Origin of the sequence: Mesorhizobium comanense (genome assembly GCF_005503535.1) — a bacterium.
GTDB classification, from domain to species: Bacteria; Pseudomonadota; Alphaproteobacteria; order Rhizobiales; family Rhizobiaceae; genus Mesorhizobium; species Mesorhizobium comanense.
The window spans coordinates 109,022-135,299 of record NZ_SCNN01000013.1 but is presented as its reverse complement, the minus strand read 5'-3'; the positions used below and the strand labels follow the sequence as shown (position 1 = coordinate 135,299).

Genomic DNA, 26,278 nt, shown 5'->3' with positions numbered 1-26,278 from the left:
CGGATGTGCCCAATCGAGGTTGGTCAGCCCTCCATGGCAAGGAGATGACGATGACGAAACACAAGATATTCGCGCATGCCGGTGAGAGCGACTGGACGTCAACGCCCGATGGCAATCGCCGACGCGTCCTGCTCCATACCGATGAGTTGATGCTGGTCGAATTCGGCTTCGACGAGGGCGGCGTCGGCGCGTTGCATTCGCATGCGCATGTCCAGTCAAGCTATGTCGCCGAAGGCCGCTTCGAAGTGACGATCGACGGGCGGATGGAAATCGTCGGGACCGGCGGCAGCTTCATCGTGCCATCCGGCCTGGTGCATGGCGTGAAGGCGCTGGAAGCAGGGCGGCTGGTCGACAGTTTCACACCGGCACGGGCTGATTTCCTGGTTTGAAGGTCTGGACGTCAAGTGATTGGCACCGGGACCGGATGGTCGCGCCCGCCATCGGCGAGCAGGCGATGCGTGGCCTCCAGAATGGAATCGACTGGCGTGTCGGAGATGTTGGCGGGATTTCGTCCCCGTCTCGGAGCCGTGACGATCTCGACCCGGTTCGACAGCGGCCGCCAACGCTCCAGATTGGCGCCGTGGTTGATGATGACCATCGGTGTCATCACCGTTGCAAACAGGTGGCCGAGGCCTCCCTCCATGCCGACATAGGCCGTGGCCATCTCACCAAGCGCCAGTAGCAGATCGCCGAACGCCTCGACATCCAGCCCAAGATCCGGGCCTACGGTCACGAGACGGCTTTCCCTGGTCGCAAGGGTTTCAGGCGTCGGCCCCTTCCCTGGGGTGACGAGATACACCACCCGGTTGCCGGCATCGATCAGCCCGGCGGCGATGGCCGCGATCTGGTCGTCGCTCATCAATTTGTTGGTCCCCCGGGAATTGCCGCCCAGGAGAATGAGCGGCCGATCATCGGCGCCGTGAAGCCGGCGCGCCAGGGCGCGGGCTGCCTGCGTGGTCTCCAGCCTATGGTCGAACGGCAATTGACGGCCGGCGACCCGTTCGACCAGCCTGTGGTAACGCCAGGCATTGTGCTCGGGCCGCAATGTCCATCTCGCCCTCCAATGCGAGGTCAACATGTGGCCCGCGAAATTCGCTTCGTAACGGACACCATGCCTGGCAAGCCGCAGCTTCGTCGCGACAAGGTCGGCGATGCCGGTGCGGAAGTCGACGACCGTCATAGGCCTGGAGCGAGCCCTGTACTCGGCAAGGATGACGGGAAGCGGCACTATCGTCCTGAAGTCGTCAACGAGATCGCTTGCATGCCTGCGCAGCAGGCCAGTGAGGGAAGACTTTCCGATGCTTCCGTAGACGATGCGGCTTTGCGGGAAGGCCGTCCGCGCCGCGCGCAAGGCCGGTATGCGCAGCAATCCGTCGCCGAGCGCGTCATTGCGGGCATAGAAGATCAGCACGGGTGCGCTGGAAGGCTTGGTCACGGCGAAATCCAGGCGTCTTTCGATCAAGGGTCTGATCCACGGTTGGACGGCGTGGGCCCGGGGGAAAGCGCGATACTGGCGGGCCATCAGCGGGTGGGAAAGGTGCGCTGGACGGCCGGCAACGCTCAGGTGATGTATCTGAGCAAGCTGTAGAGCCGCTCGAACGTCTTGCCATAGGGCGGACGCAGCATGGCGCCGGCGCTGAGGCGCGATTGCAGGAACACCGGCTTCTCCTTGCTGAAGGTGCGGAAGCCCCATTCGCCGTGATAGGCGCCCATGCCGCTGGCGCCGACGCCGCCGAAGGGCTGGTTCTCCTGCACAAGGTGCAGCATGCTGTCATTGATGGTGACGCCGCCGGCGACGGTCTCGCGCAGGATGCGCTGGCGGTTGCCGCTGTCGCTGCCGAACCAGTAGAGCGCCAGTGGCCTGTCGGCGCGGTTCACATGGTCGATTGCATCGTCCACATCAGCGTATTCGAGGATCGGCAGCACCGGCCCGAAAATCTCCTCGCGCATCAGCCGCAGGTCCGGACCGGCATTCCTGACCAGGGTGGGCAGAAGCTTGCGGCCCGTGCTGCCCAGGTCTTCGCCGGCCGGGTTGATCTCGGTGATTTCGGCGCCGGCATTGCGGGCCTCCGCGATCATGTCGCGCAGGCGCTGGTAATGGCGGTCGCTGATGATGGCGGTGTAGTCGGGATTGTCGCGCAGGCTGGGGTAGAGCCGCGCAACGGCGGCCGACAGTTTCGCTGCAACCGTTCCAGCCTGTCCCTTGGGAACAAGAAGGTAATCCGGCGCGATGCAGGTCTGGCCGGCATTGAGCAGCTTGCCGTAGGCGATGCTGGATGCGGCGGCGTCGAGGTCGCAGGACGGATCGAAGATCGCGGGCGACTTGCCGCCGAGTTCGAGCGTGACCGGGGTCAGGTTGGCGGCCGCGGCGATCGCCACCTGGCGGCCGACCGCAGTCGAGCCGGTGAACAGCAAATGATCGAACGGCATCGACACGAAGGCCTTGCCCATATCGGCGTCGCCGATGATGACGCTGAGCTCGTCCGGGGCGAAATGTTCGGCGGCCAGCCTCGCCAGCAGGGCGGAGAAAGCAGGCGTCAGTTCGGAAGGCTTGACCAGCACGCGGTTGCCGGCGGCCAGCGCCGCGGTGACCGGCGCGACGGCGAGCTGGAAAGGATAGTTCCAAGGCGAGACGATGCCGACGACACCGAGCGGCTGGGCAAGGAGACGGTTTTTGCCCGGCAGGAACGGCAAGGTGGTGGCCACGCGCCGCTCCCGCATCCAGCCTGCCAGATGGGACATGGTGTGGCGGATGCCGGCGCGCACCACGAACAGTTCGGCCAGGCGCGTCTCATGCGCCGAGCGGCCGCCAAAGTCGGCATCGATGGCGGCGCAGATGTCGGCTTCATGCCGTTCGGTAAGCGCCAGCAGACGCTTCAGCCGGTCCTTGCGGACGCCGATATCGGGAAAGGGCTGCGTCTCGAAGGCTGCCCGCTGTAGCCGGAACCGGTCGCCAAGCGCATCCTGTCTTGTCTGCAGCATCGTACCCTCCCTGATCTATCGGCCGAGCTTACATCCTGGCGCGCGGGAATCCAGCCAGTGCGCGACTGCCGCAGGGGCAGCGAGGCGTTGTCGGCACGGCAGGCGCCGAATGCCCGTCGCAGTGGTTGCCGAGGCTCGCTTGACAGGGGAGCGCTCCTCACATAGTAAGTTGTAGGCCTAACCCTACAAGTGATCGATGAGCACTTTGCAAACCCCCTCTCCGACATCAGTACCGCACGTTCCGGACCTGCCGCGCGCGGACACGCCGAAGCGTCAGCGGGCTCATCCAGGGCGCTGGATCAGTGCCGTCATCGGACTTGCCCTTCTGGCGCTGCTGGTCCGCGCCTTCGCCATGGGTCAGATCCGATGGGATGTGGTGGGCCAGTTCCTGACCGCCCGCGTGATCATCGTGGGGTTCGGTTGGACGCTGCTGATCTCGGCCTGCGCGCTCGCGCTGGGAGTCGCTCTTGGCTTCGCATTCGGCATCATGCGCACCGCCGCCAATCCGACGCTCCGGTTCGCCGCCTGGCTCTATGTCTGGATTTTCCGCGGCACGCCGGTGCTGCTGCAACTGCTGATCTGGTTCAATATCGGGCTGGTGTTCCCGCGCCTCTACATTCCGGGCCTGATCGACGAGCGGATGGTCGATGTGATCACGCCTTTCGTCGCCGCCGTGCTGGGGCTCGGCGTCAATGAAGGGTCCTATCTGACCGAAGTCGTGCGCGGCGGTATCGGATCCGTGGATCGGGGCCAGATCGAGGCCGCGCATACGGTCGGCATGACCCCCGGCCAGACGATGCGGCGGATCGTGCTGCCGCAGACCCTGCGGCTGATCCTGCCGACCCTCGGCAACAGCGCGGTGGGCATGCTCAAGTTTTCGTCGCTCGCCGCGACCATCGCCATGGGCGAGATGCTGAACGCGGCGCAGCGCATCTACTTCATCAACGGCGCGGTGATCGAACTGCTGTTCGTCTGCGCCATCTGGTACCTGGCCGGAACCACGATGCTTTCGATCGGCCAGTTCTACCTCGAGCGGCATTTCGGAAGGGGCGCCGCGGGCAGCGAGCCGGGCAAGCAATGGTTCAGGATGCGGCCGCGCCGGGCGGCTGTTTCGGGGGGAGCATGAGCCTCGCGGTCAAGGCGGTCGGTGTCCGCAAGAGTTTCGGTTCTCATGAGGTGCTGAAGGGGCTGGACCTCGAAGTGGCCTATGGCGAGGTGCTTTGCATCCTCGGCCCTTCGGGCAGCGGCAAGAGCACGTTCCTGCGCTGCATCAATCACCTCGAGGTGCCGGACTCCGGCTATGTCTGGGTCGACGGCTCGATCATGGGCTATGAGCATCGCGGCGACGTTCTGCAGGAACTGCCGGTGGCGCGTCTGCGCGCCCAGCAGCGGCGGCTGGGCATGGTGTTCCAGCATTTCAACCTCTTCGCCCACCGCACCGTGCTCGGCAATGTCATCGAAGGGCCGATGGTGGTGCGCGGCCTGCGCCGCACTGAGGCGGAAGCCCGCGCCATGCAGCTTCTCGACCAGGTCGGCATGGCCGGCCGGGCATCGAGCTACCCGGCGCAGCTTTCGGGCGGACAGAAGCAGCGCGTCGCCATTGCGCGGGCGCTGGCGATGGAGCCCAGCGTCATGTTGTTCGACGAGCCGACCAGCGCGCTCGATCCCGAACTGGTCGGAGAGGTTCTCGAGGTCATGCGCGGTCTCGCCAAGGGCGGCACAACCATGATCGTCGTCACCCATGAAATCGGCTTCGCCCGCGAGGTCGCGGACCGCGTCCTGGTCATGATCGACGGTGAGATCCGCGAGACTGGAAAGCCCGGACAGGTCCTGAGCGAGCCCGGCGATCCGCGCGTCAGGACATTCCTCAGCCGCGTGCTGTCGTGAAAGACAGCCCGGCAAGAATTCAAAATCAAAATGGGAGAAACCAAAAAATGAAGACAACATTCTCGACACTGGGAGCGCTTGCCTGCGCGGCGTTGCTGGGGCTGGCGGCAAACGGTTCCGCGAATGCCGCCGCGGACGCGGCGGCTGCCGCCAAGCTGCCGGACGCCGTGCGCAGTGCCGGCAAGCTCAATGTCACCATCAGCCTGGCCTATCCGCCGATGGAATATAACGACGCCGGCTCGACCGATCTCAAGGGGTTCGACATCGACCTCGCCAAGGCGATCGCCGACCGGCTCGGGCTGCAGGCCGAGTTCCAGAATGTCGACTTTCCACAGCTCATTCCACAGGTCGTCACCGGCCGGTCCGATATCATCATGACCGCCTTTTCCGACAAGGTGGAGCGCCAGACGCAGCTCGACTTCATCGACTATTTCAAGACCGGTAACGTCTTCTATTCCGCGATCGACCTGCAGGGCTCGATCAAGACCGAGGCGGATCTGTGCGGCAAGACCATCGCGGTCGCGACCGGAACCAGCTGGGTCACCTGGGCCGAGGACCTGAGCAAGGCCACTTGCGCCGCCGACAAGCAGATGAACGTCATCCAGATCCCGACCCAGGCCGAGCACATCATGCAGATCAAGCAGGGACGCGCGCAGGCCTCGATCATCGGGCTCGAGGGGCTGCTCGACCTGATGAAGCAGGAGCCCGGCAAGTTCTACCAGATCGGTGACGTCGGCGAGATCAATCATTACGGGATCGCCACCGCCAAGCCGAACACCCAGTTGCGCGATGCCATCGTGGCGGCACTGGATTCGTTGAAGTCCGACGGTACCTATGCCGCGATCCTGGACCGCTATGGCCTGAAACAGGCCGGCGTCGAGGAATTCGTCGTCAACGGGACAAAGTAGACCAGCCATGCCGCGATCCGATCCGAACAATCCGTCCGCCGCCGATGCATCGGTCGAGGCTGGGCGCCCGGAGCTCGGCCTGTCGCGGCTGCGGCTCGATGCCTATTCCGGCGAGCAGCTCTATCGGCAGCTCTATCGGATGCTGCGCGCCGCGATCCTGAGCGGGGATCTTGCCGAGGGGGAAGCGATCCCCTCGGAAAACCAGCTGCGCGACCAGTTCGGCATAGCGCGCACCACGGTGCGCAATGCGATGTCGCTGCTGGTCTCGGAGGGGCTTGTCCAGCAGGTGCGCGGCCGGGGGACGATCGTTTCGCACCGGCCGATCAGCCACAGCATCTGGAATTTCGGCAGCTTCACCGAGCTGGCGCGCCGGCAAGGCCAACGTCCCGTGACCCGGGTGCTGGAGCATCAGGTCAAGGACGGCGAGCTGCTTCTGGTGCGCGCGCGCGGCCTCGCCACTGACGAGGAAGTCACCTGGCTGAATATGGACACGTCGTGGCTCAGCCTCGACATGTATCCCGGCATCGAGAACCACGATTTCGCGACGCAGTCGCTTTATGAGCTGCTGCGCCGCGACTATGGCCGACACCCGATGCGCTCGGAGCTTCTGCTGACGGTGGTGCCGCCTTCGCAGAGGCTGAGGGAGGTTTTCGCCACCGCGCCTGAGGTGCCGGGCTACCTCAGTGCCAGCGGCGACGTGCTGGACGGCAATGACGAGCCGGTCGAGCGCACATCCATTGTCTACTCGCCCGCGGTGCAGATGAAATTCGCGACACGCTGGGGACGCAGCACCGCGCGTCTGGCGTCCGGGCGTGATGCAGGAGAACAAGTATGAGCCGCTTCCGCGAGACCTTCGCGACCCCAAAGCCGATCCTGGCGATGCTGCATCTTGCGGGCGACGACCGTGCGGCCAAGCTCGCGCAGGCCGAGGAAGAGGCGCGCATCATGGCGGGCGAGGGTGTCGACGGGCTGGTGATCGAAAACTATTTCGGCGATGCCGATGACGTCGAGCGGGCGCTGGAGCGCATAAGCGGACTTGGCCTGGCAACCAGAATAGGCGTCAACGTGTTGCGTGACGACGCACAGGCCTTCGTCCTGGCCGCGCGCTACCCCGTGGATTTTATCCAGATCGATTCGGTCGCCGGCCATCTGCGCCCGGAGGCCGATGCGCCCTTCGCCGCTGAGCTGACGGTGCGGCGCGCCGCGTCGAAGGCCCTGCTGCTCGGCGGGGTGCGCTTCAAATACAAGCCCGTCCTTTCGGGCCGGCCGGAAGCGGAAGACGTCGCGATCGGCGCCCGTCGCTGCGACGCGCTGGTGGTGACCTCGACCAAGACCGGCGAGCCGACGGACCTCGACAAGGTTGCGCGGTTCCGGTCAGCGACCGGGGGAACGGTGCCGCTGCTGATCGGCGCCGGCCTGACGGAAGCCAACGCCGCCGAGCAGATGGCGGTCGCCGACGGCGCCATCGTCGGCAGCTGGTTCAAGCGCGGCCACCGCGACACCGGCCCGGTCGAAGCCGATCACGTCGCGCGCCTGATGCGCGCGATCCGTTCGGTCCGGCTCGCGGCATGACCGCGCCGGATCATATCGTCGCCCGTCCCATAACGGCGGTCGCGTTTGCGAAGTACGGCACGGTGCATGAGCTTCTCGATGACAAGGACGAAAAGGTCGTCTGGACCGCCGGCAATGGCTGGCACGACGGCTTTACGGCAAAGCCGCTGATCGACGGCTCGGGTCATCTCGGCATGACGCGCGGCACCGCCGCCCCCTGGCATTGCGGCGAGATGGAGCGCCATGACCGCACCCAGGAAGCCATCTTCTGCGCGGACGAGGCGATCGTCCTGGCCGTCGCGCCGGCCTCGGCCGCGCCAGCCCCGCGCCGCGACGAGATCGAGGCCTTCGTCATCGTGCCGGGCCAGGCAGTGGTGATGAACCGCGGCGTCTGGCACGACGCCTGCCGCGGCCTGCGGCGCCCCACGCCCTATTTCTGGATGGCGGTGTGCGGGCTCGGCGCCAGCCCATGGGTACCGGTCGAGGGTGGCCCGCTGCTCATCCGCGCTGATGAGGGAAATGCAGCATGAGCGCGTTCTTCATCGGTGACCTGGCGCTCGATGAATACTACACGGCCGACCGCTGGCCGGGGCCGGCAGACAAGGGCATGGTCAACGAGTTGCCGCCCGAGATCGGCGGGTCCATCGCCAATGCGGCCGTCGTCCACGCAGCCCTGGGAGGAGATACCGAATTCATCTCGCTCCTCAACGCCAGCGCGTTGTCGCAGCGCCTCATCGACGATCTGAGAGCGAACGGCGTCGGCGTCGCGCATATGCTGACCGATCCGGCCATTGCGGAATCCCGCAACCTGATTTTCCTGGTTGGCGGCGAGCACATCGTGCTGACCGTGGAGATGGGCCAGCAGCCGATGTGGCTGCGGCCCGAGACGTTGAAGGCGCTGCGCAGGCCGGGCTTCCTCTATCTGACGCTCTATCGTGCCCGGCGCCTGCGCTGCCACGCCGGCGAGGGCGTGCTTGCGCAGGCTGCCTTGCTGACCGACCTGCGGGCGCACGGGCGCCGCGCCGTTTTCGATCTGGACGTCGGCGGCTGCACGGATGAGGACCTCCCCTATCTCGCCGGCGCGGACGTGGTGATCTTCAACCAGGTCGGCTTTCGCACCGCCTTCGGGCATGACGAGTTGTCGCGCATAGCGGAATGGATGCGCGCGACCGGCATCAAATGGGTGGTCCGCACGCTCGCCGCCGAAGGCGCCGAGGCTTGCGACGGCAGCGACATCGTCCGCGTCCCCGGCTATCCGGTTGATGTCGTCGACGTGACCGGCGCCGGCGACACGTTCGGCGGGACGCTCACCTGGTGCCTGTCGCAGGATTGGCCGTTCGCCGAAGCGCTCGACTTCGCGGTTGCCGCCGCGTCCCGTTCCGTGACGATCCACGGACCGCGCGGCGGCAAGGCAAGCGTCGAGGAGGTCAGGCGCTGGCGTGACCGAGCGGTCGGCCGGACCTGAGCGGGAGCCATTTTGTCTTCAGCCAGTCCGGCGCTGGCTCCTGGCAATGAGTGCGAGAATGGTCTCGTAGAGTTCGTCCCGGGCCTGGCCGGCACTGATGTCTCCCATTGCCGCGGCCTCCGAGACGGCATCGGCCGCGCCGAGCATCGCCCACAGGCCGGCGGCCGGTATGCCGGCTTTTCCGGAGAACGGCGCCAGCACACGGCGGCATTTTTCGATGAAGCTGGTGCGGTAGTCGCGCTTGATGCCTTCGAGTTCGGGTGAGCCGGCAAGGGCGGCGATCACGCCCGCAATCTCGCGGCCCTGGAGCAGCACGCAGTCGACATAGGAAGACGCGATGACGAGCGCCTTGCTCGCCAAAGTCGGTTCGCTGTCCAGCAATGCGGCATCCATCAGCGCGGTCTGGCGCGCATCGAATTCCCGGTAGAGCACGGCCAGCAGGCCGGCGCGGGTGCCGAAATGGTCGTAGACGACCGGCTTGGCGACGTCGGCCAGTTCGGCCAGCCGGCCAAGCGAAAGCGCCTCGGTTCCTTCCTCCCGCACCAATCGCCAGGCGACGCGGACAAGCTGCTCATGCCGATCCTGCCGCGACAGGCGGCGTCTTGGTTTCGCATCGGATGAAATCGGTCCTGCCACGCTTGACACTCTTATATACCAAAAGTAGGTTACTAAAAGTATATAAGCAAATCACCCGTTCGGCAAATGGCCGGAAAGGATTTTCGATGCACGCGCTCATTGTCGTCGCACACCCGAACTCCAACTCCCTGACGCATGCATTGGGCAGGCGCCTTGCCGAAGGGATTTCCGGGTCGGGCTCTCTCCATACGGTCGAGGTCGCCGACCTCGCGGCCGAGCAATTCGACCCGCGCTTCACGGCGGCGGATGTCGGCGCCCATCTGCGGCGGATGCCTGTACCGGACGACGTCACGGCGGAGCAGGCGCGCATCGACCGGGCGGATGCGCTGGTGCTGGTCTATCCCGTCTACTGGTGGTCGATGCCGGCCTTGCTCAAGGGCTGGATCGAACGGGTCTTCGCCAATGGCTGGGCCTATGATGATGCCGGCGGCAGACTGGTCAAGAAGCTGCAACGGCTCCCGGTCCACCTGGTCGCCAGTGCCGGGGCCGATCAGCGGACTTATGCGCGTCATGGCTATTTCGGCGCCATGAAGACGCAAATCGACCATGGCATCTTCGACTATTGCGGCGCGCGCGTCGTCACCTCGGAATTGCTCATCCAGCCCGATGCCGAGGATATGAACGCGCTGCTCGATGTGGCCCACGGCATAGGGCGCAAGCTGTTTGCAGGACTGGATCCGGAAGCCGCCGCCAAAGCCGCCTAGGTTCTGGCGGCCCATCGCAGACATCAAATCGGTTGCCGCATTCCCGCAAAGGGGCGTTGTGATCGGATGACGGGCGGGCTACTCCAAGGTGTCACGCGGAGAGTCGCCTTGCCCGTTTTTCCCACCCTCTCCAATCCCTACGTCATCGCTTCCCGCCTGGGGCACGCCTGATGCCGGCGCAGGCGGCGGGCATGCGGGCGCAGGACCCCAAGCGGCGCGTCCTGAAGGATGTGTTCGGCTTCGACGATTTTCGCCCCGGCCAGGCCGATGTCATGGACGCGCTGCTCGGCGGGCGCCATGTGCTGGCCGTCATGCCGACGGGTGCCGGCAAATCGCTGTGCTACCAGGTGCCGGCGCTAGTCATGGGCGGGCTTACAATTGTGGTTTCGCCGCTGGTCGCTCTGATGCAGGATCAGGTGGCTGCCCTGCGGCTTGCCGGCGTGGCGGCCGACACGATCAACTCGTCGCTCGACCGCGAGGCCAATGTCGCGGCATGGCGCCGCGTGGCATCGGGTCAGACGCGCCTGCTCTATCTGGCGCCCGAGCGGCTGATGACCGAGCGCATGCTCGAGGCTCTCTCGAGGCTCGATGTCAGCCTGATCGCCATCGACGAGGCGCATTGCATTTCACAATGGGGGCCGGCGTTCAGGCCTGAATATGAGGACCTGTCGCGGCTGCGCGGCATTTTTCCGAACGTGCCGATCATCGCGGTGACGGCGACGGCGGATGAAAGCACGCGCGGCGATATCGCCGCCCGGCTGTTCGCCGAGCGGGTCGAAACGCTGGTGCTGGGTTTCGACCGGCCCAACATCAAACTGGCCATCACGCCCAAGCAGGACAGCAAGCGGCAACTCCTCTCCTTCATCGAACGCCATGCCGGCAAGAGCGGCATCATCTACTGCCTGTCGCGCAAGAAGACCGAGGAGATGGCGGCCTTCCTGGAGAAGAACGGCGTGCGCGCGCTGGCCTATCACGCCGGCATGAGCAAGGAGGCGCGGGAGGCGAACCAGAACGCCTTCATGACCTTGTCCGGCGTCGTCATGGTGGCGACCATCGCCTTCGGCATGGGCATCGACAAGCCCGATGTCGTCTATGTCTTCCACACCGACATGCCGGGCAGCCTGGAAGCCTATTACCAGGAGATCGGCCGCGCCGGCCGTGACGGCCGCGAGGCCGAGGCGCATATGCTGTTCGGCCTTGGTGATATCCGGATGCGGCGGCTGTTCATCGATGACGAGGACGCCGCGCCAGAGCACAAGAGACGGTCGCACCGGCGGCTCGACACGCTGATCGGCTATTGCGAAACGGCGCAGTGCCGGCGCCAGGTGCTGCTCGGCTATTTCGGCGAGGAGGCGGACCCTTGCGGCAATTGCGACAATTGCCTCGACCAGGCGCCGCGCGCCGACGGCAGCGCCGAGGCTCGGACGATCCTGACGGCCGTCGCGCAGAGCGGTGAACGCTTCGGCGCCGCCCATGTCATCGACATCCTGCTCGGCCACGAGACCGAGAAGGTTCTGGCGCGGGGCCATGAGGCGCTGAGCAGTTTCGGGACCGGCGCCGCGCACAAGAGGCCGGTGTGGCTGTCGCTGATCCGGCAACTGGTCGCCGGCGGGTTCCTGATGCCGGACCCAGAGGGCCATGGCGGCCTCGCCATCTCCGACAATGGCTGGGCGCTGTGCCGCGGCGAAGTCACGTTCCAGTACCGTGTCGAGACGCGCGACCCCCTCACGCGCGGCAGGAAGCGCTCCGCGGATGCCGCCGCGACGGGCGAAGGCGTCGATGCCCCGCTGCTCGCGGCGCTTAAAGCCTTGCGCCTGCGGCTCGCCAGGGAACGGCAGGTGCCGGCCTATGTGGTGTTCTCCGACCGCACGCTGATCGACATGGCCGAACGCCGCCCGGGCGATCTCGACGCGTTTGCCGAGGTCAATGGCGTCGGCGCGGCCAAGCTGAAGGAGTTTGGCCAGGCCTTTCTCAAGGCAATCGCCGCGCACCGATCGGCCTGACATTTTCGATTTCCGGATAGCGCGGCGACGGATGGTCCGTTGCCGGAGAAAACCGCTTGACCTCAATGTCACTTGAGGTTTTACGAGACGCGTCAGCTTGCACGAGGCAGGCTCCCGTCCGGTTTGGCGGACGGGTTTTCCAAGCGGAGCTGACATGAATTCCCGAGTGGTGCCGACCGACAAAGACCTGCAACCCGTGCCGATTGCGGCGCTGTCCGTGGAGGTGGAACGGCGGGACGCCGGCTGGGCTGCCCTGCTTTACGGCGCCAATGGCGTGCGCTCGCTGGCGCTCGCGGGCGGCGTGGCGCTGCACGCGGTCAACGTCTATATCGCGACCACGATCCTGCCCTCGGTCATTCATGACATAGGCGGGCTCGATCTCTACGCCTGGAACACGACCGTCTTCGTCGTCGCTTCCATTCTTGGCGCCGCGCTTTCGGCGAAGCTGCTGCGGGGCGCTGGTCCGCGCGGCGCCTATGCGATCGCGGCGGCTGTCTTTGCCGTTGGCGCGCTGGTTTGCGCGATCTCGCCGTCCATGCCGGTCATGCTGCTCGGCCGCTCGATCCAGGGGCTTGGCGGCGGCTTCCTGTTCGCGCTCGCCTACGCGATGATCCGGCTGGTGTTCGATGAAGCTCTCTGGCCACGCGCCATGGCGCTGGTTTCCGGCATGTGGGGCATCGCGACGCTGGTCGGTCCCGCGGTCGGTGGCATTTTCGCCGAGCTCGGCGTCTGGCGCGCCGCCTTCTGGTCGCTGGCGCTGGCCGCAATCGCCTTCGCCGCGCTGGCGGCGACCGTGCTGCCCGGGCGTCAGGCCCGTTCGGATCAGCGATCCGGCGTTCCGGTCAAGCAGCTCATCGTGCTGGTGGCGGCCGTCCTGGCGATCTCGGCCGGCAGCGCCTCTTCCGACCTGGCCTGGAACATCGGCGGCATCGTGCTTGCAGTCGCCCTGACAATGCTGCTGGTCGCCGCCGAGAGACGCGCGAGGTGGAAGCTTCTGTCGACGGGAGCCTTCCAGCCGGCAAGCGCCGTTGCCGCGCTTTACGCGACCATGGCGCTGCTGGCCATCACGGTGACCAGCGGCGAGATTTTCGTGCCGTTGTTCCTGCAGGTGCTGCATGGCCAGTCGCCTCTGTCGGCGGGTTATCTCGCGGCCATCATGGCGGCGGGCTGGACCGCAGGTTCCATCGCCGGATCGGGCGCCGGGGAACGCGGCGCGCGCCGCCTCATCGTGGCCGGCCCGCTGCTCGAGGTCGCCGGCATGGTGGGGCTGTTCGTCCTGGTGCCCAAGGTCAGCGCTGGCGGCCTGATGGAGCTCGCGCCGATGTGCGTTGCCTTCCTCGCTGTCGGGCTTGGCGTCGGCGTGACCTGGCCGCATCTGATGACGCGCGCATTCAAGGCGGCATTGCCGGGCGAGGAGGAACTGGCCGGAGCCTCGTTGACCACCATCCAGCTGTTCGCCACCGCGCTGGGAGCGGCGCTCGCGGGCATGGTGGCGAACGCAGGCGGCCTTGTAGATCCGGGCGGGGTGGCCGGCACGGCGGGCGCCGCGCGGTGGCTGTTCGGCGCCTTCGCCGTCGTGCCATTGCTTTGCGTCGCCTGCTCGAGGCGCGTCATCCGGGTTTCGTGAGGCACCCTCCGGCGAGCCTGTCGCGGCCGGTCCGAAGCGGCCGGCCGGCGCTCAGTTCTCGGTCAGCTTGCCGGCCAGTTCCGACTGAATCTGACGCAACACTGTCGAGGCGATCCGGAGTTCGTCATCGCCAATCAGCGAGACCAATTCGTGCCTCAATTCGGCGAGCACGGTGTTGATGGTCGCCACCCGCGCCTCGCCATCGGCTGTCAGCGACAGGATCCTGGCGCGACGGTCGCTCGGATCCTCGCGCCTGTCGACAAGCCCCTCCGCCACCAGAAGGTCGACGAGCCGGACCAGCGAAGGACCTTCAAGGCCCGCCTGGTCCGCCACCGCGCCCTGGCGCGCCTCGCCTCCCAATTGCCATAGCGCCAGCAATGACATGGCCGTGGCGTGCGACAGCCCACACTTGTCCAACCGCTCATTGGCCATGCGGCGCCAGAGGCGTGCCACGTTGGTGATCACCTGGCCGATCGTTTCGCGGCTTCTGGACTGGTCATTTTCCATTGCTAATTATTCGCATACAATCTATTAGGATGCAATCTATATCGGCGAGATGGGTTTCATGCTCGTCATTTCCTGATCTCAACAGGAGGGACCGGCCCCGCCGTTCCTTCAAGGTGTTTCCGATGTCCGTCGTCTTCGATGCAGTGCCCGCAGCCCCGCCAGCCAATCCCCGGTCGAGGGTAATCCTCGCGAGCCTGATCGGAACGACGATCGAGTTCTATGACTTCTACGTCTACGCCACGGCGGCGGTGCTGGTATTCCCGCATCTTTTCTTCCCAGCCGGCAACGAGACGACGGCGCTGCTCGCTTCCTTCGCCGTGTTCGGCGCGGCGATGATCGCCAGACCGCTCGGCGCGATCTTCTTCGGACATCTCGGCGACCGGCGCGGCCGCAAGATCACGCTGGTGGGCGCCTTGCTGACCATGGGCCTGGCGACGTTCCTGATCGGCCTGCTGCCGACCTATTCCAACGCCGGCTGGCTGGCTCCGGCCCTGCTGGTGATCCTGCGCCTCGCACAGGGGTTCGCGCTGGGCGGCGAATGGAGCGGCGCCGCGCTGGTCGCGACGGAAAATGCACCCAAGGGCAAGCGCGCCGTCTACGGCACGTTCCCGCAACTCGGCGCACCGATCGGCTTCATCATCGCCAATGGGCTGTTCCTGATCATCGCCGCCATCCTGCCATCCGACGATCCCTCACGGCCGTCCCTGGCCTTCCTGTCCTGGGGTTGGCGCATACCGTTCCTGTTTTCCCTGATCATGGTGGCGATCGGCCTCTGGGTCCGGCTGAACTTGGTCGAGAGCGCCGCTTTCGACAACACGGTGCGCGCCGGCAAGGTCAAGAAAGTGCCGCTGGCCTCGGTCGTCGGCACGCACTGGAAGGAACTGGTGCTCGGCACGTTCTACATGCTGGCCACCTATGTCCTGTTCTACCTGATGACGACGTTCTCGCTGAGCTATGGTCGTGCGGCACCCGGCGCCGCTGTCCCCGGACTGGGTTACGACTATACGACCTTCGTGCTGATGATGATCATCGGCGTGGTCTTCTTCGGCATCTTCACCATGGTCTCCGGTCCGTGGGCCGACCGCTGGGGCCGCCGCCGCACTTTGATCTGCGTCACCCTCGCCATCATTGTCTTCGGCCTGACATGGGTGCCGATGCTGCATGCCGGCACTGTCGGCGTCATGGCGTGGCTCATTGTCGGGTTCAGCCTGATGGGAATGACCTTCGGCCCGATGGGCGCGCTGCTGCCCGAATTGTTTCCGGCCAATGTGCGCTATACCGGCTCGGGCATCTCCTACAACGTGTCGTCCATCCTCGGCGCCGCCGTGGCGCCGTTCATCGCGGTGGCGCTGTGGAGTGTGGGCGGCGGACCCTTTTGGGTCGGCGTCTACCTCTCGGCCATGGCGGCGCTGACCTTGATCTCCCTGCTGATCGGGCGGGAGACGAAGGACGTCGACATCAACCGCTAGCCGCAACACAAAGTGGGTCCGCTGGCGAGGAGGCGGGCCCGAAAGCCCCACGCATGACGCTCCCTTCCTGGCAAGACTGGCTGTTTTCCATCAAGGCGTTCCTCGCCTCGATGATGGCGCTTTACATCGCGCTGTCGTTCGACCTGCCGCGACCCTATTGGGCCATGGCGGCGGTTTACGTCGTGGCCAACCCGCTTGCGGGCGCGACATCGTCCAAGGGGCTCTATCGTGCGCTCGGCACGCTGATCGGTGCGGCCGGTTCCGTGCTTTTGCTGCCGGCCTTCGTCAATTCACCGCTGCTGATGAGCGTCGTCGTGGCGTTGTGGACGGGCGTGCTGCTTTACATATCGATGCTGGACCGCACGCCGCGCAGCTACGTCTTCATGCTCGCCGGCTATTCGCTGCCGCTGATGGCGCTGCCGGCGGTCGATGCGCCCCAGACCATCTTCGACATCGCATCGGCCCGCAGCCAGGAAATCATCCTCGGCATCGTCTGCGCCAGCCTCGTCGGCCAGCTGCTGTTTCCGATCGGGCTGTCCTCCCTGATGTCGTCGCGCATCTCCAACTGGCTCGGCGATGCGGCCGGCTGGGCCGCCGAGATCCTTCGTGGCGAGGGGGCGGCCGGATCGGCGCTTCCCGGCCGGCAAAAACTCGCTTCCGACATTTCCGGCTTCGATATCCTGATCAGCCAGCTCGGATACGATCACCAGACGCATGGGCTGACGCGGCAGGCGCGCCAGCTTCGCGGCCGCCTCATGCTGCTCCTGCCGCTGCTTTCGTCGCTCGACGACCGGCTGCACGAATTGAGATCGCGCGACCGGGTCCTGAGCCCCGACCTCAGCCGCCTGCTCGACGATGTCGGGGCCTGGCTGAAGTCGGTCGACAGTCCCGCCCGCGCGGTTGCGCTGCGCTCGCGCATCGCCGACCTGCGCCCGCCGGCCTATGCCGTGGACTGGCGCAGCCTCATGCTCGACAGCGCTCTGGCGCGGCTGCGCGAGATCGTCGATGCCTGGCACGATTGCCTCGTCCTGAAGCATCAGATCGCGAGCGGCGAAGCGCGTGGCGAGAAGCTTGCCTTCCGCCGGCGCCGTACCTTCTCGCGCAGCCGTCATCATGATTACGGAATGCTGTTCTTCTACGCGGCGTCCGTCATCGCCGCCGTGCTGGCCGCCAGTGCCGTCTGGATCTATTCGGGTTGGGCCGAGGGCTCGGGCTTCGTGCTGATGGTTGCGGTGGCATGCTCCTTCTTCGCGGCCACCGATCGCCCCGCGCCCTTGCTGCTGTCGATGTTCATCTGGTGCTCCGTCAGCCTGGTGGTGACCGCCGCCTACCAGTTCGCCATCCTGCCATCGATCCAGAGCTTCCCCTTGCTGGTCCTGGCGCTGGCGCCGCCGTTCCTGCTGCTTGGCACACTGATCCCCAGGCCGCAGCTCAACATGCTGGCGATGCTTTTGACCGTCAACACGGCCTCCTTCATCGCTTTGAGCGACAGGTTCTCGGCCGACTTCACCTCATTCGCCGGCGGCGGGCTGGCAGCGCTTGCAGGCGTCGGCTTCGCGCTTGTCTGGACGCTTGTGGTTCGGCCGTTCGGCGGCGAGATTGCCGCCAGGCGGCTGGTGCATGCCGGCTGGTCCGACCTTGCCCAGCTGGCCGCCGGGGACCGTGCCGAGGACCAGCGCAGGCTCGCGGGGCGCATGCTCGACCGGCTCGGCCAACTGGTGCCCCGGCTGGCGGCGGCGGAGGACAAGCGGCTGTCGATGATCGACGGCTACGCGGAGATCAGGCTGGGGCTGAACATCGTCGAACTGCAGCGGCTGCGCGGTCGCTTGACGTCCGAGGAGCGGGTTTCGATCGGCGATGTGCTGTCGGCCGTCGCGGCGCTGTTCAAGGAACGAGTCCGCCTCGGCGCCTCGGTTCCCGCCTCGCCGGGCCTGCGCGAGCGCATCGACGCCGCGCTCGCCATCGTCGCGGGCCGCCAGGCGACGCCGGCGCGGCGATCCGTCGATGCGCTTGTGGGGCTGCGGCGCGCCCTGTTTCGAGACGCCGCGCCGCCCGTTCACTCAACAGTGCCGGAGCAGGTGCTCCTCGTAGCGGAGTAGATCGAGACATGCAGCACGACATCAGTATTGGCGGCGTCTATCTGCCCGGGCTTCTGGTCATGATGCTGGCGGCTTTCGTCGTGGCGCGGCTTGTCTGGGAGGTGCTGTCGCGGACGGGTCTCTATTCGCTCGTGTGGCACCGGGCGCTGTTCAACCTCGCGCTTTACATCCTCATCCTTGGCGCAATGTCCTCTCTCTCGAATCGGCTGTTTTCATGAAATACCGTCTTTTCAGAACCACCGGCAGGGTGCTTGTCACGGTCGCCGTCGTCGCCATCGCCGTCGTCGCTGCCTGGAAATTGTGGGACGACAACATGAACGCCCCCTGGACGCGCGATGCCCATGTGCGCGCCGATGTCGTCGGTGTCACGCCCGACGTGTCCGGCCTTGTCGCCGATGTGCTGGTCAACGACAACCAGACGGTCAAGAAGGGCGATGTGCTGTTCCAGGTCGATCGTCAGCGCTTCGTCGTCGCGCTCGCGCAATCGCAGGCGGTGGTCGACGGAAAGCAGGCGACGCTCGATCAGGCAAAGCGCAATCTCGACCGCTTGCAGCGGCTGACCGCTTCGGCCGTCAGTATCCAGCAGATCGAGGAGGCGCGGTCCACCGTCGCCGAGGCGGAGTCGGAAAGCCTGCAGGCGAGCGCGGCTCATGATCTTGCACAGCTCAATCTGGATCGTTCCGAGATCCGGGCGCCGGTGAACGGCATCATCACCAATCTGAGTCTTCGCCCAGGCGACTACGTCACCACGGGCGCGGCGACCATGGCGCTGGTCGACACCGATACGGTCCGCATAGACGGCTATTTCGAGGAGACGAAGCTTCCGCGCATCGAGGTCGGCGCCAAGGCATCGATCAAGCCGATGGGATGGAAGTCATCCATCCCCGGCCATGTCTCTAGTATCGCCGCTGGGATCGAAGACCGCGAACGCGCCTCGGGCACGCTGCTCGCCAACATCAACCCGACCTTCACCTGGGTACGCCTGGCGCAGCGTGTTCCCGTGCACATCGTGCTCGACGGCGATGCCGCCACCAAGGCGCGGCTGGTCGTCGGAACCTCGGCAAGCGTCGTCATAGAAACCACGGTCGCCGACTAGAGCGGCTCAGCGTTTTTCACGGAATCGTCGAACCGCTCTGCGCACTTTTCCTGGAATTGCTCTAGACGGCAGCGGCGTGGAGCTCAGACGGCCGGATGGCGCAAGCGCCGCTCTTCCCCATCGCCCAAAAGCGAGCTTATGCCGCTGAACACCAGGGAGATCGCCTCGTCACGGCCCAGATCGTCGGCGGCGGCCTTGCGCAGCCACAGTCCATCAATGAGCGCGGCGATGATGAAGCTCGCTTCCCGCAGACGTGACTCGGCCGCCGCCCCGTCGAACACCGATGCCAGGTTCGACCGCAGCCGGCGATAGAACAGCCGCTGGAGCCGGGCATATTGCGGGTTCACACCAGCCTCGGCGCAGACGGAAAGCCACGCATTGGCGATGGGGCGGGTGAAAGCCGATGCGGGGAAGTTTCCCTCGACGATCGCTTCCAGCCGTTCCCAACCGGTGCGCGCCGCCTTCAGCCGCGCGATGACATCCTCCATCAGCAAGCGGTTGTTGTAGCGCACCATGCCGAACAGCACCTCGTCCTTGCCCTTGAAATAATAGGCAAGGATGCCCGGCGACATGCCGGCTTCGCGGCATATGCGGGCCGAGGTCATGCCGTGCAGGCCATGCTCGAGGAACACGCGATGCGCCGCCGCGATCAGTTCGACGCGCCTTATGTCCTCGATCTTGGTTCGCTTGCTGTGAGTCGCCATCGCCCTTTCTAGCAAGAAAGAATTTTGTATGCTCATACAAGATTCTGTATTGACATAAAGCGAGGAGGCCATAGCGTTAAGGCACAGTCCGCTTCATCAAGAAAATGGGGAACCAAAATGCGCCTGACCTTCGCTTTCGCCCTGCTGGCGGGGCTTGCTGTTTCGCCTGCCTTCGCCGCCGATGCCCCGCAATGCAAGAAGGTCCGCATGGCGGACCTGGGCTGGACCGACATCGCGCTGACCAACACCACGGCCCAGGTCATCCTGGAGGGTCTGGGCTACGATGCTTCCCAGACCCTGCTCGGCCTCGGCGTCGCCTATTCGGCCCTGAAGGAGAACGACATGGATGTCTTCCTGGGCAACTGGCGGCCGGTGCAGGACGAGGAATACAAATCCTATTTCGACAATGGCTGGGTCGAGGTGCTGGGCGTCAATCTGGAGGGCGCCAAATACACGCTTGCCGTGCCGCAATATGTTGCCGACCAGGGGGTGAAAAGCTTCGACGACCTCGCCGCCCATGCTGCCCAGTTCGGCAGCAGGATCTATGGCATCGAGGCCGGGTCCAACAAGCCGCTGCTCGACATGGTGGCCGCCAACCGGCACGGGCTGGGCGACTGGCAGATCATCGAGTCCAGCGAGGCGGCGATGCTGACGCAGGTCTCGAATTCGATCGCCGACAAGAGCTTTGTCGTGTTCCTGGGATGGGAACCGCATCCGATGAACCTCGACTACAAGATCACCTACCTGTCGGGAGGGGATGCCGAGTTCGGCCCCAATTTCGGCGGCGCCACCGTTCGCACCATCGCCCGCAAGGGTTTTTCGGCGGAATGCCCCAACGCCGCCCGGCTGTTCGCCAACCTGGCCTTCGATCTCGACTATGAGAACCACGGCATGCGGATGATCCTGGGCGAGGGGAAATCCGCCGAGGAAGCCGCGCGCGAGATGATCAAGCGCAATCCCGACAAGCTCGCCAAGTGGCTCGACGGCGTGTCGACCCTCGACGGCAAGCCGGGCCTGCCGGCCGTCAAAAGCGCCCTGGGGCAGTAAATGAACGACAGCATGCTGGCAGCTTTGTTCGAACAGGCGGGCGAGCCGCTCGGCATTGTGCGGATGCCACGGCCGGAACCCGGCCCGGGAGAGATCCTGGTCCAGCTGGAGGCGAGCGGCATATGCCATACCGACGTGCATGTGTGGCAGGGTCATCTGCGACCGGCGTCCGGGAAGACGGCCGCCATCCTCGGCCATGAAGGCGTCGGGAGAGTGGTTCGGCTCGGCGCGGGCGTCAGCGACTGGCGCCTGGGCGAGCGCGCCGGCGTCGCCTGGCTTCACGACGCTTGCGGCGGCTGCGACGAATGCCATGCCGAGATGGAGTCGTTCTGCCAGCATCAGCGGGCGCACGGCTTCGATGTCGCCGGCACTTTCGCCGAATATGTGGTGGCCGACGCGCGGTTTGCCGCGCGTGTGCCGGACCAGGGCGACGCCGCGGCGCTGGCGCCTTTGATGTGCGCGGGCCTGACCGCGTTCGGCGCCGTGAGGAGGGCCGGGATCGTCGCCGGGGAGACGTGCGCCATATTCGGCTGCGGCGGCCTCGGCCTCTACGCGATCCAGATCGCCCGGCGGCTCGGCGCGACCGTCGTCGCAATCGACACGGACGAGGCCAAGTTGCGCCTCGCGGCTTCGCTGGGTGCCGACCACGTCCTGCTCGCGTCGCCGGATCTGTCCCGCAACTGGCCGGCGGGCCTGCGCGCGCACGCCTGCATCAATTTCGCGCCGACGCCGGCAAGCTGGGATGCGATGGTGGCCGCCATCCGCCCGCGCGGCAGGATCATTGCCGCGGCGATGGTTCCGCAACCGGTGGCGCTCAATCAGGAGTGGCTCACCACGACCGGTGTCTGGATCACCGGGACCAGTGTCGGCACGCGCGCGCAGATGCGGGAACTGTTGCAGTTGCACGAGGCGCAACCTTTCGAGGCACAGATCGAGCGCGTCACGCTTGCCGAAGCGACCTGTGCGCTGGCGCGATTGAAGGCGGGAACCGCCAAAGGGCGGCAAGCCATCGTCTTTGACGCGCCTGAAGGTCCCTTGATGCCACAAGGTGTCTGAATTCGATCACCCTGCGATCTTGCCCAGCGTATCCGCGACCACCGCGCCGCGTTCGCCCATCGGCCGCGCCGGTCCTGTCGTCGAATCAATGGCGGTCTGGTGTTCCATCTCGGCGTTGATGGCGGCACCGCTGATCAGGATGATCACGGAGATCCAGGTCCACATCATCAGGCCGACGACCGCGCCCAGCGACCCGTAGGTGGCGTTGTAATTGGCAAAATGCTGGAGGTAGAACGAGAACAGCCAGGATGCGGCGATCCATACGGCAGTGGCGATCAAGGCTCCCCAGCTCAGCCAGCGCCATTTGGCATGTTCGCGGCTTGGCCCGAAACGGTAAAGCAGCGATATGCCGGTCAGCATCGCGCCGACAAGGATAGGCCACCGGGATATGGCAAGCAGCGATTCCGTCCAGTCATCGAGGTAAAAATACCGCAGCAGCGCGGGCACGACGCCGATCGTCAACAGCAGGACGATGCCTATCAGCAGCGCCCCGACCGTGAACAGGATGGACATCAGGTTGAGCCGGACGAAGCTACGCTTCTCGCTCTCCTCGTAAGCGATGTTCATGGCATCGAAGAGCGCCTTCATTCCGCTGTTGGAGCTCCATAGTGCGATAGCGAGGCCGACGAAGAACCCGGTCCCGAGCGCGCCGGATTTCTGTCTCGCCAGCGCCTGCAACTGTTCGCGGATAAGGTCCTGGCCTCCGGCTGGCAAAAGGCCGCTGAGATAAGCCACATGGTCGGCGACGGTGGCCGGATCGGCAACGAACCCGTAGATCGAAATGAAGGCGGCAAGTGCGGGGAAAAGCGCCAGGAGGAGATAGAAAGTGGCCCCGGCCGCCACGAGCAGGACCCGGTCCTTGTTGAATTCTTCCCAAAGCCTCCAGAAGATATCCTTCCAGCCGAGCGCGGGTATTTCCGAGGGCCAGGCAGCATCGCGGCCCCGTTCGCCGTCTTCCGCCTTCAGCACCGCCGCGCTCTGTTCGGTCGTGGAAGCAGCCCGGCCTGCCGCCTCCTCGTCGATCAGCGAAGCCTCGCGCTCGGCAGGCCGTGCCGGCCGTTTGGCTGTCGTGGATGACGATCGCGCCGTGACACGCGGTTTTCGTGTTCCTCCGCCGGAGCGAGCGCCGGCGGATCGTTTTCCTGAGTGTTTCGCCATGGAGCGCCTCGCCCGCTTGGACCTGAGTTCCGGGAACGCCTTACAACGCCGGGAAAAGGTCTGCCGTTCCCTCGCCGCTCCGCCGGCGAGGGTTGATCGATCATATGCAGGCTTTGAGCGCTTCGATTGTTTATCCCCGCAATTGGTGTGCTGGCGGCGCCGAGATGAGGATATTCGAGGTCTTGTCTGGCGCCGAGGTCTGAAAGCCGGGGTAGCTGCGCGCCTTACCGGCGCCGGTGCAGGATCATTCCGGCATGGTGCAGCACGTCATCGACGAAATCGCCATCGGCGGTGAAGCCGGTGTCGTCCCAATAGTCGATGTGATTGCCCGTGACGAGATAGCGTCCCTGATAGGCTTTCTCGCGGGTTCCCCTGGCCTCGACATAGCGGCCGTTGGGCAGCAGTTCGTGGCGTATGTGGCCGTCCGCGGTGACCCAAAGGCCGGCATACTGGTGAGCACTGGTATTCATCTTCTTATCTCCCGCAATGGCAAATCCGGCCGATATCGCGATGAGCGACGCGGCGATGGCGAGCCCGCGCATCAGTGCGCGGCCCGTGTCGGGCGCACGACGATCTCGTTGACGTCGACGTCGTCGGGTTGTTCGATGGCGAAGCGCACCGCCCGGCCGATGGCATCGGGCTGCAGCGCGATGGCGCGGTAGGTCTTCATCGCCTCGGCCGCGGCGGGATCGGTGATGGTTCCGGCCAGTTCGCTTTCGACCACGCCGGGGTGAATGCAGGTGACGCGGATATCGTCCCGTTCCTGCCGCAGGCCGTCGGAAATCGCCCGCACCGCATATTTGGTCGCGCAATAGACGGCGGCCGTCGGGGAAACGGTGAGCGCCCCGACCGAGGCGATGTTGATGATGTGGCCGGCTCCCCGCTCCGTCATCTCGGGCAGCACGGCGGCGATGCCGTGCAGCACGCCCTTGATGTTGACGTCGACCATGCGGTCCCACTCGTCGGTCTTCATCGACGCCATCAGCGACAGCGGCATGATGCCGGCATTGTTGACGATCACGTCGACCCGTCCCCAGGCCAGGCGCGCGGCCTGCGCGAAAGCGGCGACATCGGCGCGGTCGGTCACGTCGAGCCGGCGGGTCATCGCTTGCCCGCCTTTCGCCCGGATCTCGTCGGCGAGTTCTTCCAGCCTGTCGGTGCGGCGCGCACCCAGCATCAGCCTGGCGCCGGCGGCCGCCAATTCGCGGGCAATGCCGGCGCCGATGCCGCTGGAGGCTCCGGTGATGAGAACGACCTTGTCGAGTGCCATTGCAAAAATCCTTTCGTCTTCAATGGGATCAAGATTGCCAGGACTGTATCCTCCAGCCATTGTCGCGATAAGGCATTCAATTGTTGCCAAAGTGGAAAGCTGAGCTAACCAATGCTGTCCGATCTCAATATGCTTTCGGTGTTCGCGCTCGTCGCCGAGGAACGCAGTTTCCGCGTGGCGGGCGAACGGCTGGGCGTCAGCCGGTCCGCCGTGAGCCAGACGATCCGGCGGCTGGAGGAAAGCCTCGGCATCGCGCTGGTGCGCCGAACGACGCGCAGCGTCAGCCTGACGGAAGCGGGCGAACAGCTTTACGAGGACGTGGCTCCAGCCATATCAGGAATGCGCCTGGCGCTGCGCCAGACCGAGCAATGGCGTGACCGTCCGCGCGGCCAATTGCGGCTCGCTGTCTCTTCCATTGCCGAGCGGTTCCTTTCGGGTCCGTTTCTTGCCGGTTTCACGGAGGCCAATCCCGAGATCGAGCTCGATATCACGGTGACCGACGACGAGTTCGACATCGTTGCCGAGGGCTATGACGCCGGCGTGCGGCTGGGGGAGGTCATCGAACAGGACATGATCGCCGTCGCCATCGCGGGCGATGAACGACAACTGACGGTCTGTTCCCCCGCCTACCGGGACAGATTCGGCATTCCACGGCATCCCCGGGACCTTGCCGGGCATCGCTGCATCGGCTGGCGGCCTTCGCCCAAGGCGGTACCCTATCGGTGGGAGTTCGCCGAGGCCGGCAAGGATTTCAGCGTCGCGGTTTCGCCCGAAGTCACCACCAACGACATGGCGCTGATGATCAAGCTGGCCGTTGCCGGGGCCGGCATCACCTTCGGAATGGAGGAGAGTTTCCGCCCCTTCATCGAGCGTGGCGAACTGGTTGCGCTGCTGGAGGAATACTGTCCGCGCTTTGCCGGCTTCTACCTCTATTATCCGAGCCGCAGGAACCTCGCGCCGAAGCTGCGAGCGCTGGTTGAGCACCTCAAGCGCGGCGAATGGCGGCCATGATCGGGAGATCGCGCGCGACGAGGCCGAGGGTCTTGCGGCAGGCGGCGGGTTACCCGCGACGAAGGCTGTCCAGCCGTCGATCCAGCGACGAAGAATCTATGCCGCGATGATTGCGAACCGCTTGCGATACTCTGCTGGCGTGACCCCGACATGCCGCGCGAAGGCGCGCCGCAATGTGTCCGCGTCGGCGAATCCGCACCGGGCCGCGACCTGTTTGGGAGCCTCGTTGTGTTGTTCAAGAAGCCGCCGGGCCGCGCTGACGCGCGCCTCCTCGACCCATGCTGCTGGCGTGATACCAACCTCGTTGCGGAACAGCCGCGCGAAATGGCGCGGGCTCAAGTCCATGCGCCTGGCAAGATTGCCAACGCTGTGGTCGCAAGCAGGGTTCGCTGCCACCCACCGCTGGATCTCCTGAAGCGCGGCGCGCCCGGCCGGCACAGCCTCGCCCTTACGACTGAATTGCATCTGCCCGCCTGGACGCTTGAAAAACATCACGAGCTGACTGGCCACCCGCATGGCGATGTCGCGGCCGAGATCCTCCTCGACCAACGCCAGCGCAAGGTCCAGCCCGGCGGTCACGCCAGCGGCCGTCCGCACGGCACCGTCGCTGACCTGGATCGCGTCCTCCTGCACGCTCACTTCCGGAAACTGCCTGGCGAGCTCGTCGGCGACGGCCCAATGCGTCGTGACACGCCGGCCGTCGAGCAGGCCCGCAGCGGCGAGGAAGAACGCGCCGCTGCACACCGAACCGTAACGCCGTGCGGCTGGCGCGCGCCGCCTCAGCCAGTCCACGACCCGGCCATCCATCGGCACGGTTGCCGCGTTGGGGCACCCCGCGACAAGCAGCGTATCGATCTCCTCCTCTATGTCGCGGTCGATGATCCGGTCCGGCATGATCCGCACGCCGGAGGAGCTGCGGACAGGACCGGGCTCGCCCGCCGCGACAAGGAACCGATAGGCTTCGTGACCGGCCTGGGCGTTCGCTTCCGCGAAGACGTCGAGCGGGCCGGAGACATCGAGGAGCTGCACGCCGGGCAGCGCCACCATGACGATAGTTTTTGGCTTCCTGCGCATCCGTGTCCGCCTTGATCGGGATTT

27 protein-coding genes are annotated in these 26,278 nt (G+C 65.6%); 18 read left to right on the top strand and 9 right to left on the bottom strand.

The features are described from left to right. Window positions 1–50 precede the first annotated feature (50 nt). Window positions 51–389, top strand: a complete 339-nt coding sequence (locus tag FFS37_RS21955; RefSeq protein ID WP_137933065.1) for a cupin domain-containing protein — start codon at window positions 51–53, stop codon at window positions 387–389. A gap of 11 nt (window positions 390–400) precedes the next feature. Here the strand turns inward: FFS37_RS21955 and FFS37_RS21950 are convergent, their stop codons facing one another. Next, window positions 401–1,462 (bottom strand): glycosyltransferase family 9 protein, encoded by a 1,062-nt coding sequence (locus tag FFS37_RS21950; protein WP_171026363.1) that lies wholly within the window; start codon window positions 1,460–1,462, stop codon window positions 401–403. A gap of 98 nt (window positions 1,463–1,560) precedes the next feature. Further along, window positions 1,561–2,982, bottom strand: a complete 1,422-nt coding sequence (locus FFS37_RS21945) for a coniferyl aldehyde dehydrogenase (RefSeq protein WP_137933063.1) — start codon at window positions 2,980–2,982, stop codon at window positions 1,561–1,563. Between the two features lie 196 nt (window positions 2,983–3,178). On the opposite strand from FFS37_RS21945, the gene FFS37_RS21940 reads away from it, so the two are divergent. From FFS37_RS21940 to FFS37_RS21910, 7 genes are read left to right on the top strand one after another with little or no spacing between them, the layout of a single operon-like run. Next, complete coding sequence (locus FFS37_RS21940; RefSeq protein ID WP_137933062.1) at window positions 3,179–4,108, top strand: amino acid ABC transporter permease; 930 nt, start codon at window positions 3,179–3,181, stop codon at window positions 4,106–4,108. Next, window positions 4,105–4,869, top strand: coding sequence for an amino acid ABC transporter ATP-binding protein (locus tag FFS37_RS21935; protein WP_137933061.1), 765 nt, complete (start codon window positions 4,105–4,107; stop codon window positions 4,867–4,869). Before FFS37_RS21940 ends, FFS37_RS21935 begins: the two co-directional genes overlap by 4 nt. 47 nt (window positions 4,870–4,916) lie before the next feature. Continuing rightward, complete coding sequence (locus FFS37_RS21930; protein WP_137933060.1) at window positions 4,917–5,777, top strand: ABC transporter substrate-binding protein; 861 nt, start codon at window positions 4,917–4,919, stop codon at window positions 5,775–5,777. A 7-nt stretch (window positions 5,778–5,784) separates the two neighbouring features. Further along, window positions 5,785–6,612 carry a GntR family transcriptional regulator gene (locus FFS37_RS21925; protein WP_137933059.1) on the top strand — a complete coding sequence of 276 codons (828 nt, stop codon included), beginning with the start codon at window positions 5,785–5,787 and terminating at the stop codon, window positions 6,610–6,612. Further along, window positions 6,609–7,349, top strand: a complete 741-nt coding sequence (locus FFS37_RS21920) for a BtpA/SgcQ family protein (RefSeq protein WP_137933058.1) — start codon at window positions 6,609–6,611, stop codon at window positions 7,347–7,349. The genes FFS37_RS21925 and FFS37_RS21920 overlap by 4 nt, the downstream gene beginning before the upstream one ends. Then, window positions 7,346–7,858 carry an ureidoglycolate lyase gene (locus FFS37_RS21915; RefSeq protein WP_137933057.1) on the top strand — a complete coding sequence of 171 codons (513 nt, stop codon included), beginning with the start codon at window positions 7,346–7,348 and terminating at the stop codon, window positions 7,856–7,858. Before FFS37_RS21920 ends, FFS37_RS21915 begins: the two co-directional genes overlap by 4 nt. Further along, window positions 7,855–8,793, top strand: a complete 939-nt coding sequence (locus tag FFS37_RS21910) for a carbohydrate kinase family protein (protein WP_137933056.1) — start codon at window positions 7,855–7,857, stop codon at window positions 8,791–8,793. The genes FFS37_RS21915 and FFS37_RS21910 overlap by 4 nt, the downstream gene beginning before the upstream one ends. Before the next feature lie 18 nt (window positions 8,794–8,811). Here FFS37_RS21910 and FFS37_RS21905 read toward each other — a convergent pair whose 3' ends face one another. Further along, window positions 8,812–9,429 carry a TetR/AcrR family transcriptional regulator gene (locus FFS37_RS21905; RefSeq protein WP_332311487.1) on the bottom strand — a complete coding sequence of 206 codons (618 nt, stop codon included), beginning with the start codon at window positions 9,427–9,429 and terminating at the stop codon, window positions 8,812–8,814. A gap of 86 nt (window positions 9,430–9,515) precedes the next feature. On the opposite strand from FFS37_RS21905, the gene FFS37_RS21900 reads away from it, so the two are divergent. From FFS37_RS21900 to FFS37_RS21890, 3 genes are all read left to right on the top strand, one after another. Continuing rightward, on the top strand, window positions 9,516–10,133 hold the full coding sequence (locus FFS37_RS21900; protein WP_137933054.1) for an NAD(P)H-dependent oxidoreductase: 618 nt from the start codon (window positions 9,516–9,518) through the stop codon (window positions 10,131–10,133). A gap of 170 nt (window positions 10,134–10,303) precedes the next feature. Next, window positions 10,304–12,136 carry a DNA helicase RecQ gene (recQ, locus tag FFS37_RS21895; RefSeq protein ID WP_137933053.1) on the top strand — a complete coding sequence of 611 codons (1,833 nt, stop codon included), beginning with the start codon at window positions 10,304–10,306 and terminating at the stop codon, window positions 12,134–12,136. Between the two features lie 154 nt (window positions 12,137–12,290). Further along, window positions 12,291–13,763, top strand: a complete 1,473-nt coding sequence (locus FFS37_RS21890; protein WP_137933052.1) for an MFS transporter — start codon at window positions 12,291–12,293, stop codon at window positions 13,761–13,763. A gap of 51 nt (window positions 13,764–13,814) precedes the next feature. Here the strand turns inward: FFS37_RS21890 and FFS37_RS21885 are convergent, their stop codons facing one another. Beyond that, the gene (locus FFS37_RS21885; protein ID WP_137933051.1) at window positions 13,815–14,270 is read right to left on the bottom strand and encodes a MarR family winged helix-turn-helix transcriptional regulator; all 456 of its coding nucleotides are present in this window, start codon (window positions 14,268–14,270) and stop codon (window positions 13,815–13,817) included. A 122-nt stretch (window positions 14,271–14,392) separates the two neighbouring features. On the opposite strand from FFS37_RS21885, the gene FFS37_RS21880 reads away from it, so the two are divergent. The 4 genes from FFS37_RS21880 to FFS37_RS21865 are packed head-to-tail and all read left to right on the top strand — an operon-like array spanning window position 14,393 to window position 18,934. Then, window positions 14,393–15,739, top strand: a complete 1,347-nt coding sequence (locus tag FFS37_RS21880; protein ID WP_137933050.1) for an MFS transporter — start codon at window positions 14,393–14,395, stop codon at window positions 15,737–15,739. A gap of 53 nt (window positions 15,740–15,792) precedes the next feature. After that, window positions 15,793–17,838: an FUSC family protein gene (locus FFS37_RS21875; protein WP_137933049.1), complete on the top strand. Its 2,046-nt coding sequence runs from the start codon at window positions 15,793–15,795 to the stop codon at window positions 17,836–17,838. A gap of 8 nt (window positions 17,839–17,846) precedes the next feature. Next, entirely contained in the window at window positions 17,847–18,056 is a 210-nt protein-coding gene (locus FFS37_RS21870) for a DUF1656 domain-containing protein (RefSeq protein WP_137933048.1), read from the top strand. Then, window positions 18,053–18,934, top strand: a complete 882-nt coding sequence (locus FFS37_RS21865; protein ID WP_137933047.1) for an efflux RND transporter periplasmic adaptor subunit — start codon at window positions 18,053–18,055, stop codon at window positions 18,932–18,934. The genes FFS37_RS21870 and FFS37_RS21865 overlap by 4 nt, the downstream gene beginning before the upstream one ends. Window positions 18,935–19,017: 83 nt before the next feature. Here the strand turns inward: FFS37_RS21865 and betI are convergent, their stop codons facing one another. Further along, window positions 19,018–19,638, bottom strand: a complete 621-nt coding sequence (gene betI / locus FFS37_RS21860; RefSeq protein WP_171026362.1) for a transcriptional regulator BetI — start codon at window positions 19,636–19,638, stop codon at window positions 19,018–19,020. A gap of 117 nt (window positions 19,639–19,755) precedes the next feature. Between betI and choX the strand changes: the two genes are divergently transcribed. After that, window positions 19,756–20,685 (top strand): choline ABC transporter substrate-binding protein, encoded by a 930-nt coding sequence (choX, locus tag FFS37_RS21855; protein WP_137933045.1) that lies wholly within the window; start codon window positions 19,756–19,758, stop codon window positions 20,683–20,685. Then, window positions 20,686–21,741: an alcohol dehydrogenase catalytic domain-containing protein gene (locus tag FFS37_RS21850; RefSeq protein WP_137933044.1), complete on the top strand. Its 1,056-nt coding sequence runs from the start codon at window positions 20,686–20,688 to the stop codon at window positions 21,739–21,741. 6 nt (window positions 21,742–21,747) lie between these two features. Here FFS37_RS21850 and FFS37_RS21845 read toward each other — a convergent pair whose 3' ends face one another. From FFS37_RS21845 to FFS37_RS21835, 3 genes are all read right to left on the bottom strand, one after another. Then, window positions 21,748–22,899: a YihY/virulence factor BrkB family protein gene (locus FFS37_RS21845; protein ID WP_232375733.1), complete on the bottom strand. Its 1,152-nt coding sequence runs from the start codon at window positions 22,897–22,899 to the stop codon at window positions 21,748–21,750. A 224-nt stretch (window positions 22,900–23,123) separates the two neighbouring features. Beyond that, complete coding sequence (locus FFS37_RS21840) at window positions 23,124–23,441, bottom strand: Atu4866 domain-containing protein (RefSeq protein WP_137933043.1); 318 nt, start codon at window positions 23,439–23,441, stop codon at window positions 23,124–23,126. After that, on the bottom strand, window positions 23,441–24,169 hold the full coding sequence (locus tag FFS37_RS21835) for an SDR family oxidoreductase (RefSeq protein ID WP_137933042.1): 729 nt from the start codon (window positions 24,167–24,169) through the stop codon (window positions 23,441–23,443). Before FFS37_RS21835 ends, FFS37_RS21840 begins: the two co-directional genes overlap by 1 nt. A gap of 111 nt (window positions 24,170–24,280) precedes the next feature. Between FFS37_RS21835 and FFS37_RS21830 the strand changes: the two genes are divergently transcribed. Then, entirely contained in the window at window positions 24,281–25,180 is a 900-nt protein-coding gene (locus FFS37_RS21830; RefSeq protein WP_137933041.1) for a LysR family transcriptional regulator, read from the top strand. Between the two features lie 96 nt (window positions 25,181–25,276). On the opposite strand, the gene FFS37_RS21825 is transcribed toward FFS37_RS21830, so the two are convergent. Beyond that, window positions 25,277–26,254 carry a GlxA family transcriptional regulator gene (locus FFS37_RS21825; RefSeq protein WP_137933040.1) on the bottom strand — a complete coding sequence of 326 codons (978 nt, stop codon included), beginning with the start codon at window positions 26,252–26,254 and terminating at the stop codon, window positions 25,277–25,279. Window positions 26,255–26,278: the final 24 nt, after the last annotated feature.

Excerpts from the sequence above, each read along its gene's own strand:
- FFS37_RS21935 (WP_137933061.1), top strand. The coding sequence starts at position 4,105 with ATGAGCCTCGCGGTCAAGGCGGTCGGTGTCCGCAAGAGTTTCGGTTCT.
- FFS37_RS21930 (WP_137933060.1), top strand. The coding sequence starts at position 4,917 with ATGAAGACAACATTCTCGACACTGGGAGCGCTTGCCTGCGCGGCGTTG.
- FFS37_RS21915 (WP_137933057.1), top strand. The coding sequence starts at position 7,346 with ATGACCGCGCCGGATCATATCGTCGCCCGTCCCATAACGGCGGTCGCG.
- FFS37_RS21875 (WP_137933049.1), top strand. The coding sequence starts at position 15,793 with ATGACGCTCCCTTCCTGGCAAGACTGGCTGTTTTCCATCAAGGCGTTC.
- FFS37_RS21845 (WP_232375733.1), bottom strand. The coding sequence starts at position 22,899 with ATGGCGAAACACTCAGGAAAACGATCCGCCGGCGCTCGCTCCGGCGGA.
- FFS37_RS21940 (WP_137933062.1), top strand. The coding sequence starts at position 3,179 with ATGAGCACTTTGCAAACCCCCTCTCCGACATCAGTACCGCACGTTCCG.
- choX (WP_137933045.1), top strand. The coding sequence starts at position 19,756 with ATGCGCCTGACCTTCGCTTTCGCCCTGCTGGCGGGGCTTGCTGTTTCG.
- FFS37_RS21835 (WP_137933042.1), bottom strand. The coding sequence starts at position 24,169 with ATGGCACTCGACAAGGTCGTTCTCATCACCGGAGCCTCCAGCGGCATC.
- FFS37_RS21850 (WP_137933044.1), top strand. The coding sequence starts at position 20,686 with ATGAACGACAGCATGCTGGCAGCTTTGTTCGAACAGGCGGGCGAGCCG.
- FFS37_RS21955 (WP_137933065.1), top strand. The coding sequence starts at position 51 with ATGACGAAACACAAGATATTCGCGCATGCCGGTGAGAGCGACTGGACG.
- FFS37_RS21865 (WP_137933047.1), top strand. The coding sequence starts at position 18,053 with ATGAAATACCGTCTTTTCAGAACCACCGGCAGGGTGCTTGTCACGGTC.
- betI (WP_171026362.1), bottom strand. The coding sequence starts at position 19,638 with ATGGCGACTCACAGCAAGCGAACCAAGATCGAGGACATAAGGCGCGTC.
- FFS37_RS21945 (WP_137933063.1), bottom strand. The coding sequence starts at position 2,982 with ATGCTGCAGACAAGACAGGATGCGCTTGGCGACCGGTTCCGGCTACAG.
- FFS37_RS21840 (WP_137933043.1), bottom strand. The coding sequence starts at position 23,441 with ATGCGCGGGCTCGCCATCGCCGCGTCGCTCATCGCGATATCGGCCGGA.
- FFS37_RS21830 (WP_137933041.1), top strand. The coding sequence starts at position 24,281 with ATGCTGTCCGATCTCAATATGCTTTCGGTGTTCGCGCTCGTCGCCGAG.
- FFS37_RS21920 (WP_137933058.1), top strand. The coding sequence starts at position 6,609 with ATGAGCCGCTTCCGCGAGACCTTCGCGACCCCAAAGCCGATCCTGGCG.
- recQ (WP_137933053.1), top strand. The coding sequence starts at position 10,304 with ATGCCGGCGCAGGCGGCGGGCATGCGGGCGCAGGACCCCAAGCGGCGC.
- FFS37_RS21825 (WP_137933040.1), bottom strand. The coding sequence starts at position 26,254 with ATGCGCAGGAAGCCAAAAACTATCGTCATGGTGGCGCTGCCCGGCGTG.
- FFS37_RS21890 (WP_137933052.1), top strand. The coding sequence starts at position 12,291 with ATGAATTCCCGAGTGGTGCCGACCGACAAAGACCTGCAACCCGTGCCG.
- FFS37_RS21910 (WP_137933056.1), top strand. The coding sequence starts at position 7,855 with ATGAGCGCGTTCTTCATCGGTGACCTGGCGCTCGATGAATACTACACG.
- FFS37_RS21870 (WP_137933048.1), top strand. The coding sequence starts at position 17,847 with ATGCAGCACGACATCAGTATTGGCGGCGTCTATCTGCCCGGGCTTCTG.
- FFS37_RS21885 (WP_137933051.1), bottom strand. The coding sequence starts at position 14,270 with ATGGAAAATGACCAGTCCAGAAGCCGCGAAACGATCGGCCAGGTGATC.
- FFS37_RS21880 (WP_137933050.1), top strand. The coding sequence starts at position 14,393 with ATGTCCGTCGTCTTCGATGCAGTGCCCGCAGCCCCGCCAGCCAATCCC.
- FFS37_RS21925 (WP_137933059.1), top strand. The coding sequence starts at position 5,785 with ATGCCGCGATCCGATCCGAACAATCCGTCCGCCGCCGATGCATCGGTC.
- FFS37_RS21900 (WP_137933054.1), top strand. The coding sequence starts at position 9,516 with ATGCACGCGCTCATTGTCGTCGCACACCCGAACTCCAACTCCCTGACG.